This window comes from Maridesulfovibrio ferrireducens (assembly GCF_016342405.1).
GTDB classification, from domain to species: Bacteria; Desulfobacterota; Desulfovibrionia; order Desulfovibrionales; family Desulfovibrionaceae; genus Maridesulfovibrio; species Maridesulfovibrio ferrireducens_A.
On sequence record NZ_JAEINN010000024.1, the window covers coordinates 21387 to 30663 of the forward strand.

Consider the following 9277-nt stretch of genomic DNA (forward strand, 5'->3'; position numbering starts at 1 on the left):
ATGATTCATCGTAAAGCCGCAATATTTCTAATTATGCTCTTTCTGCTTCCAATGCAGACAGGGTGCGGCGCTATTTATGAAAATGTAAAATGCGGGTTTTCTTCTCCATATGATGAAAACGAACTCGTGCTGACGCAATGTAATATACTGTCCGATAGAGGACAGCTCTTTGCGGAGGTCGCGTGGACATATTTTGAAAAAAACTACAATACCGGAACCGGACTGGTAAACGCGGCCGAAAACTATCCCTACACTTCTGTTGGAGAAATCGCGGCCTATCTTTCAGCCATGATTTCAGCACATCGCATGAATATTCTGGATGAAAGATCTTTCTGCCAAAGGGTAACTAAACTGATTGAATGGCTCAATGCCATGGAGCTTTATGCCGGAGAATTGCCCAACCTGATTTACAACACCAATACAGGACGCATGGTCGGGTTTGATATGAAACCGGGTTCAGCTGGATTTTCCGCACTGGACATAGGACGACTGCTCACATGGCTTAAAGTTTTAAAATCAGAATACCCGCTTTTTGCAGAAGGCGTAGACCGCGCAGTATTGCGTTGGAACTTTTGCCTTGCCATATCAAGCGATGACACGCTTCGAAGCGGACGCACTGTAAACGGGAAAACAGAATTTATATACGAAGGCAGGCTTGGATGGGAAACTTACGCCGCAAGAGGATATGAATTATGGGGGCTTAATGTCCGCTCCTCTGTCCCTTCTCCATTGCGGTATATTGAAATTTACGGACACAAAATACCATATGATCCACGAACTTCAATATCCACGGGAGTGCCAGTATATTTAACATCCACACCTTTTTTACTTGAAGGCATGGAGTATGGATTCTCTGACACTGGAATGCCGGAAAGTCACCCGACCGGAGATGACTCACTTGAAAGGTCCAAAATAGCAAACGGTGTCTATAAAATTCAAGAAGAACGTTATCGCCGCGAAGGTATAATGACTGCCAGAAGTGAAAACGGTGTCGACAAACCACCATACGCAGTCATCGGGACCATTACCGCAGAAGGGAAGCTCTGGCCGACCATTTCCCGCTCTGGAGAAATGAATTATGATCTAGCGGTTTTTTCAACCCGGGCTATTTTCGGAATGTGGTCGTTGTGGAACACAGAATACACGGACTTCATTATGGCTGCAGCAGCTTGTTGTTTCTTTGAAGAAGGACGCGGATGGCTTGAAGGACGATATGAAAAAAATTGGAGAATAAATCGGGTAATTGTACTTGAAACAAACGCTATGGTGCTGGAATCTTTACTTCATAAACTGACAGGACCGCTGGTACGGGTAACTAAAGAACCAAGTTTCATTGATTTCTACATTCGCAAGGAACTACCGATGAGTGATTATCCTAGATGTTTACCAGGTAGAGAAAGGGAGGATTCATAACATGAAATTCTTCCGCATTCTTATAACAACCTTCGCTATATGTTTGATGAGTGCAATATCTGCAGTTGCAGCTTTCGACGGACTGGGCCAACTCGTTTCCAGCCCTACATTTGCTGAAGCGGTTGCCCTCTATAAAAATGGAAAATTTGAGCCATCAGCCATGATTTTACAGGATCTTGCTGAAAACATGAGAGGACTCTCGCCGGAAGTCAGTGGAATAGTCTTTGTCATGGCCAGCCGTGCAGCTGAAAATGCCGGAAATGCGAGAGCCTACGAATCGTGGGGAATGGCCACAGCCCGCTTTGCAAGAGCCGGAATGTCGTGGGACGAAGTCCGCAAAAATCTAGATCAACAACTTGAAATGGCTAGACTCGGGGCCGCCGGACCTGCACCGGTTGGGGCAGGACAAGCACCCGGCTTTGCGGGACCGGCAGTAAGTCTTCCCCCTGAGGCAGGACGTATGGCTACAGCGTGGGAATTATTCGGTCTAAAAAACTACATTAGACCCTCCACGGGACTGCGAAGAGAAAAAACAGCCGATCAGATATGGAACAATATGGGCGATGCAGGGCAAGGACCTGTTACTGTTATTCCTTATTCTGAAGGAATATGGGGACACGCTCCGACTAACCGTCCACAACCTAATCCAAATATTTCCGGGATAAACAATCCTCTAATTAGCAAGCCAACAGCGGTGCCCAGAAATCACAGTTCAGCCGCAGCAGCAGCTACAATAGCCGCGGCCAGTGACTCAACAAACTCGAAACCTGAGTTGAATGAGACCTACCGAGATGCAGCCAGACTTGCATGGAGCTATTTTCAGCGAAATTACCAATCATCCACAGGTCTATACAACGGACTGGACTTATACTCAGTTACTACAGTCTGGGAAATTGGCTCATCACTTGCAGCGCTTAACGCTGCCTATGAATTAGAACTTATACGTACCGATGAATTTAAACAGCGTGCAGGATTAATGCTTCAAACACTTTCATCAATGGATCTGTATAACAACGAGCTGCCTAACAAACTTTACTTTGCCGAGTCGGCAAGAATGGTTGGTGAAGACCAAAAACCTACTTCGTCTGGAATTGGATGGGTTGGGCCAGATGTGGCTAGATTACTCTTATGGCTCAAAAAAACAGCAACACTGCACCCAGAATTTAAACCTACTATTGAAAATATTTTCAGAAGGATGCGCACAGAAAGGCTGGTCACAAACGGAGTGATCTACAGCATGAATGTTTATGCAGGAAAGGAAATTCCAACGGCAGTCAGTGGATTCGGTTATGGCTCTTACGCAGCTGAAGGCTTAAAACTTTGGGGCTTTAATGCATGGTCTTCAGGTGATTACCGCAAAACTCTCGGCTATAAAGATATGTTGGGAGTAAAAGTTCCATATGATGAATCAGCAAAAGCCCTCCTCTCATCGAAGCCCTTTGTGTTAACCCTTATGGAATTCGGAAAAACAGGAAACGAACAGGATAAACTTATAAGACGTATCTATGAGGTTCAAGTTGCTCGTTTCAATAAAACAAAAACGATTACCAGTGCAAGTGATGGAAGGCTGGACCGCGCTCCGTGGTTTGCTACAAGTGCAATCATCTCCGAAAACGGGAATGAAACATGGCAATGCACCAGCCCGTATTCCGATAAACCTGTTGAACTATTTTGGTCATCCACAGCCATGGCTTTCGGATGGGACGCTCTTTACAATACAGCCTACACACGCATGCTAATCGAAAAACTATCCACCTTGAGTGAACAGGGTAAAGGTTTTTACGCTGGAAAATATGATACAGAAGGCACAAACAAAGCCATAACACTTGAGACCAATGCTTTAATACTTGAAGCCGCCATGTATCGGAAAATGTCAGGAATTATCGAACCTACGCCTAACAAAAATCGGAAATAGGGAGAACTGCCATGAAATTCATTAAATTTCTAATCCTTACAGCTACTTTAAGCCTAGTCGTGGCCTGCGCGAAAACTCCTACCCCCGAAAATCCGGCAGAACTTACAATCTTTGGCGACGTTAATCGCGTCTTCAGCGAAAACAACAAAGGGCTTGGAACTTTAGATGACTTTATGTCTATCCATCCTGAAATTAAAGTTAAAGTCATCCCCGAATATGATGAGTGGCAAATTCATGAAAAATCTCTAAAAGTAATGAAAGATCCTACAGCAGAACAACCAGACATAATAGAAATGCCTGGCAGCTGGGTTGCAGCTTTCACACATGACAAACTTCTGATGCCAATCGGTTCATGGTTCAACAAGCTCCCAATCGCTGATCGCTCTGACTTCCTTAAACCACTCATTGCCGGATACTCCCAAAATGATGAACTCTACGGGCTTCCTGCTCTAGTCGGAGTCCAATACCTATACGCCCGCAAAGACCTCCTCCCTAAATCTGGAATGCCACACACACTTGATGAGCTGGTTACCACTTCTAGATTTATAAAAGAGAAGTTTGGGATTCAAGGCATTATATTCCCATCTAAAGGTCTTAACCTCTATAAATTTTACTACACTCTACTTCAAATTGAGCTACACGGACAAAAGTCAGAAAACAGGCTTGAAGCTCACAAATCAGCTTACAAAAATTTTGCTATACTGGTGAAGGAAAACCAGCCCGACTACGAGAAATATGACCATGCCACAGCTGAGGGAGAATTTCGCTCAGGACGCGCAGGATTATCCATAAACGGCAACTATGTATGGTTCCTTTTAAGCCAAAGCGCTGAGGTGGGCTTTCCTGTCCACCCGAAAGATGTACTTGTAGACTTTCTGCCAGTTGCTAACGAATCAGACAAGAAACAGAACCATATATGGACCAGAGGGTATACCATAAACAATAGAACCAAGCACCCAGAGCAGGCTCTACAGCTGTTACATTTCCTTACTTCTGAACGCTCAGATTTCTACCGCCTAAAAAACAAATACATACTACCTGCCCGCAAATCAGCTGCCATATATGGAGCAACTCTTCCAGGCATGAGCCCTAAACCGACACAAGCCATGTATGAACAAGGCGAACAGGCTCCCGAAATAGTCAAAGTCAATCAATCGACTCCCGGATGGTATGGAACAGCCAGTGCAACTCTTGAACTTTTAAAAGAAGCACTAGCAAAGGGAATTCCAGCTGATTCTGTAGCTGAAAAAATGATTCAGATTGAAAAAGGTCTTTCAAATTAATAAGGAGCTGCCATGAATGACAAAGCCAAACACATAGACATTGCGTTATGGGCAATAATGTTACTTGCCACGATTTTAAGGCTTTACTCCATCGGCAGTGAAAGTCTTTGGATAGACGAAGGTCAGACCGTTGCTTATGCAACAAAATCCTTTAGTGGTATCATCGAGTACTGCGCTCGCGACGTTCATCCCCCGCTCTACCTTTTCATAATGCACATATGGACCGAACTTTTCGGAATATCTGAAATAGCTCTCAGACTACCGTCTGCAATCTTCGGAATTATAGCCGTATTCCTGACCTTCAAGGTCGGCGAAAAACTTATGAACAGAAACGCTGCGCTGCTTGGAGCTCTTTTCCTTGCAGTTTCATACATGGGTATAAATTTCTCGCAGGAAGCTCGCAGCTACACCATTTTGCTAAGTGCAATTCTACTCGCCTGCCATGGACTACTTCTTTTTATAGATAATCCGAGTCGCAAAAACTTTTTATACTATGCGGCAAGCATCGCTCTGATGCTTTACATCCATACATTCACAGTTTTTATAATTTTATTTCACCAATTGTACTTCATAACTAAGTTTACAATCACCCCCGGACATCGAGTTAAACGACTGATCGGCTGGATAAGTGTAAATATCGCGGCACTCATAATTTTTAGCCCGTGGCTATTTTTTTTAGTCAAACAGGTTTTAGCTAAACTCGGTGGGGAAGGACCAGGATCATGGGTTCCTGCACCAGATCTATTCACAGCATGGCGGACTCTTATACAGCTTGCTGGCGGATCCGCACCACTTGCAGCTGTAGCAATAGCCCTGAGTCTTTGCCTGATCTCCATCATAATCCCTTCGCTTAGAAGAATGGTAAAAATATCCAATCAGAACCAAACAAACAATTCCATGACCGGACTCTTCCTAGGGTTATGGTTTGCCTGCGCGGTAGCCACACCTTTCGTATTTTCTCTAATTCTCTCACCAATTTATGTAGAACGTTATGCTATCCAGTTTTTGCCAGGATTCTGCCTATTTGTAGGACTAGTCATAACTCGTATAGCTCCACCAGCCCTCAAAGTTACGGCTCTATGCCTTTTTCTCATGACAACAGCGCATGGACTGTGGCTGTACTACTCATCATATGACAAAGAACAGTGGCGCGAAGTTGCACAATACGTCAAAGACAACGTTAAACCCGGTGAAGCTCTGGTTCTGAGCGCCCCATGGATATATGAGCCTTTCGTATATTACTTTGGAGACGACGGAGATCCTAAAATATTTCCAGCTTTCAGCCATGTAGATTTAAAGAAAGAAACCCAACATTTTAATAATATATGGTTAATTCAGGCTCATGAGTTCTTTTCTGATCCTGACGGAAATGTCCCCGCACTTCTTTCGGAAAGCAGATTAGTAAAGAAGCACAAAGACTTTAAGGAAGGAATCAAAACCAACCCGATATTAGTTCATTTTCAATCCATCCGCGTAACCAAATATGACGCAGGAAAGATGCATGATTACCTCAGACAAGGAAATGTGATAGGAAGTAAAGCTTCTTCTGAGCAAAAAAACATGTTGGTGACAGGGCTACCGGATAGCCTGATTATAGAACAAACAGGTTTTAAAGTTACGCATAAAAACAATTCCACTGTAATAGAATCTGGACCAGACACAAGATTACGCTACAGATTCGATTCTCCGGCAAAAATTGGGGAAGGAGCTATATCTTTCAGAATTATGCCACAATGGAAAGACGACAATGAAAAACGCATGCTGTTGATGGCAAAAGGACCTAAATGGGACAAAGGGACTGTATTTCTAGAAGTCTCCCCTGAAAGAACACTTAGAGCTATCTTTTTCAAAGATGGATTCACAGGTATGGTAGAAGGCCAGCCAATACAGCTATCAAAAAATAAGTGGCACAATATTGCAATAGACTGGAACAGAACTTCCGCTTCTATTTATGTTAATGGCAATATCTACGCAAAAGGCGACCTTCCAGCTCCATTTCAATCAGACTTTAAAACGCTGCACCTAGGTGCAGATCATCAGAACCAGTTCCCAGCTCTCGGTGAATATGACGATCTCATGATATTCGACACACCTCTATCTGCTGAGGATGCACAGAAACTGTCTACTTCAGGGTCAGGACGGCCAATGTATTGGTATGACCTTGATTTACATGGTAGCAGAAACAGCACGGACACAGGTAAAGGTTTCAGTTCGGGAGAAGACCAGTTCTTCACTTCCGTAACGCCTAAAAGCACAGACAATAAAAACGCAGAAGGAAGTGCGTCCTTCACCTTCACACCAGACTGGTCAGCGGGCGACGGTAAACAAAGAATGTTGTTAGGTTTTTACGGAAAAGCTTGGAATATTGGATCAATGTTTTTAGAGAAAACATCCAAAGACTTTCTGCAACTTATCAGATGGGAAAACAGAAAACCAACATGCGTAGTTGGGCAGGAAATATCTGACTGGAAACAAAACGTACCTCATAAGATTTCCATCTCATGGAGCAATTCAGGAATCTCTATGACATTAGATGGAAAAACATTCAGTTCCGACTGTTCTCCAAAATCAGAGTCAGGGTTCGAGTCGCTGACAATTGCGAATGACGGTAGCGGAAATCTTCCATCTATGGGGAAATATGATAATTTTAAAATTGTTCCATAATGGACAATAAGCTATAGATATTAAAGAGCCTTTAAAAATGCGATAATTACAATAGAGCTTGGCTAATAATGATGGTTTATACAGGCCGACTCCCCACACTTAAGGAAACAATACACGACATCTACTCCCCTTAGAGAGACTTAACTATGAAAAACAATAAAAACGACAAGGCATCTTCAATGGAAGACATTCTTCAAGTAGCTGAAGAGTCTATTAAACAGATAATTGAAAGCGGAATACCTGAAGAAGTTATTATTGAGCAAATACAGAGATTTAAAAAAGGATTCCCCCACACAAGAATAATAAGACCTTGCACGCCCAATGATGGAATAGTGATAATTCAAAAAAAGGATCGAGCACGACTTATCAATAAATATACTCAAGCGGCAGCTACAGGACGAGTAACTAAATTTGTTCCGGCCTCTGGCGCAGCAACCCGTATGTTTAAGTCATTACTATCTGTTTACAGCCGTTCCGAAAGCAAGAGTTTTGAAATCTCTAAGGACGATGAGGACTATCGCGCAGTTCTTGTTTTTATAAACTCGCTCCACAAATTTGCATTTTATGATAAACTGAAAAATTTAATGAGAAATGATAGGCTTGACCTTGATGAGTTATGTGAGAAAATTGATTATCAAACTATCCTTAATTATACCCTCACATCAAAAGGTTTAAACTATGCGAACCTTCCCAAGGGGTTAATTCCATTTCACAGCTACTCGGATCATGTTCGGACCCCTTTTGCGGAACACATTGCCGAGTCCGTTGAATATACACAGACTAAGGATGGTAAAGTAAGTCTCCACTTTACCGTTTCACCACAACACCGTGAGGATATTGAGCGGCACGTATCTAGTGAACTAGAACACTATCCTAGTATTGATTTTGATATTTCATATTCTGAACAAAGAAAGCAAACAAATACTATCGCGGTAGACCTTTCAGACAAAGGATTTCGCACTCAAGAAGGGCACATACTATTTAGACCCGCAGGGCATGGAGCTTTGATAATTAACCTTAATGATCAGCAGAAGGACCTTATTTTTCTAAAAAACATAGATAATGTTGCTCCAGACAGGCTTAAAAGTGAAACATTCGAAAACAAGAAGGTGCTTGGAGGTTTTCTAATTGAACTGCAAGACCAAATCTTTAAATACGTCCGCATATTAAAAGAAGAACTTCCCAATTTAGAAACACTCACTTCGATTTCCAACTTTGCCATATCAAATCTTGGCATGATTATGCCGGATAATTATAAAAATTTAACCATAAAAGAGAAGGCTGACTGGCTCCTATTAAAATTGAACCGCCCCATACGAGTATGTGGCATGGTAAAAAACCTAGGAGAATCAGGAGGTGGTCCTTTTTGGGTAAAAGGAGCAGATGGACTTCCCGCACAACAAATTGTTGAAAAAAGCCAAGTGGATTTAAATGATACTGACCAAGTGTCATGTCTCACTTCAGCAACACATTTCAATCCTGTAGATATTATCTGCGGGGTCCGCGACTATGAAAACAAACCATTTGACCTTTTAAAAAGTATTGATACAAACACAGGATTTATATCTGTTAAATCGAAGGAGGGGGAAGAATTGAAAGCTATGGAACTCCCAGGACTATGGAACGGATCAATGGCCGATTGGATTACTATATTCATCGAAGTTCCACTTAGTACATTTTCCCCAGTAAAGACAGTCAACGACCTTCTGAAAGAGGAACACCAGCCCTAAATTTGCTACTTAAAGAAGACTCTATGGAAAATCTGAATATACATCAGAAACATCTTCCAAACAGCCTTTGGCGTACCGAAAAGACCTCATATACATTTCAACTACTTTTCAACCGCTGACAGTTCAGCGAGAATTAAAATTGAATATGTTCGATGGGGACGAAAACGGGTACAAATCTGATTTTAGACAAAACAACGTAACCGTCCAGACGGCTGCATCTTCCATTAATTTTCTCATATGACATACTTCCTCCCATTCAAGGAGGATGAATA

5 protein-coding genes are annotated in these 9277 nt (G+C 42.5%); all 5 read left to right on the forward strand.

From position 1 onward, the window contains the following. A complete protein-coding gene (locus JEY82_RS17980; protein WP_304088236.1) occupies positions 1-1413 on the forward strand; it encodes a DUF3131 domain-containing protein in 1413 nt (470 codons plus the stop codon). Position 1414: 1 nt separating this feature from the next. Beyond that, the gene (locus JEY82_RS17985; protein ID WP_304088238.1) at positions 1415-3328 is read left to right on the forward strand and encodes a DUF3131 domain-containing protein; all 1914 of its coding nucleotides are present in this window, start codon (positions 1415-1417) and stop codon (positions 3326-3328) included. Positions 3329-3339: 11 nt separating this feature from the next. Next, positions 3340-4611, forward strand: a complete 1272-nt coding sequence (locus JEY82_RS17990) for an ABC transporter substrate-binding protein (RefSeq protein WP_304088240.1) — start codon at positions 3340-3342, stop codon at positions 4609-4611. Between the two features lie 12 nt (positions 4612-4623). Beyond that, on the forward strand, positions 4624-7275 hold the full coding sequence (locus tag JEY82_RS17995; RefSeq protein WP_304088242.1) for a glycosyltransferase family 39 protein: 2652 nt from the start codon (positions 4624-4626) through the stop codon (positions 7273-7275). 146 nt (positions 7276-7421) lie between these two features. Continuing rightward, on the forward strand, positions 7422-9005 hold the full coding sequence (locus tag JEY82_RS18000) for a DUF4301 family protein (RefSeq protein WP_304088245.1): 1584 nt from the start codon (positions 7422-7424) through the stop codon (positions 9003-9005). Positions 9006-9277: the final 272 nt, after the last annotated feature.

Bases quoted from the DNA above. Each gene is read 5' to 3' on its own strand.
- JEY82_RS17990 (WP_304088240.1), top strand. From the start codon at position 3,340: ATGAAATTCATTAAATTTCTAATCCTTACAGCTACTTTAAGCCTAGTC.
- JEY82_RS17985 (WP_304088238.1), top strand. From the start codon at position 1,415: ATGAAATTCTTCCGCATTCTTATAACAACCTTCGCTATATGTTTGATG.
- JEY82_RS18000 (WP_304088245.1), top strand. From the start codon at position 7,422: ATGAAAAACAATAAAAACGACAAGGCATCTTCAATGGAAGACATTCTT.
- JEY82_RS17995 (WP_304088242.1), top strand. From the start codon at position 4,624: ATGAATGACAAAGCCAAACACATAGACATTGCGTTATGGGCAATAATG.
- JEY82_RS17980 (WP_304088236.1), top strand. From the start codon at position 1: ATGATTCATCGTAAAGCCGCAATATTTCTAATTATGCTCTTTCTGCTT.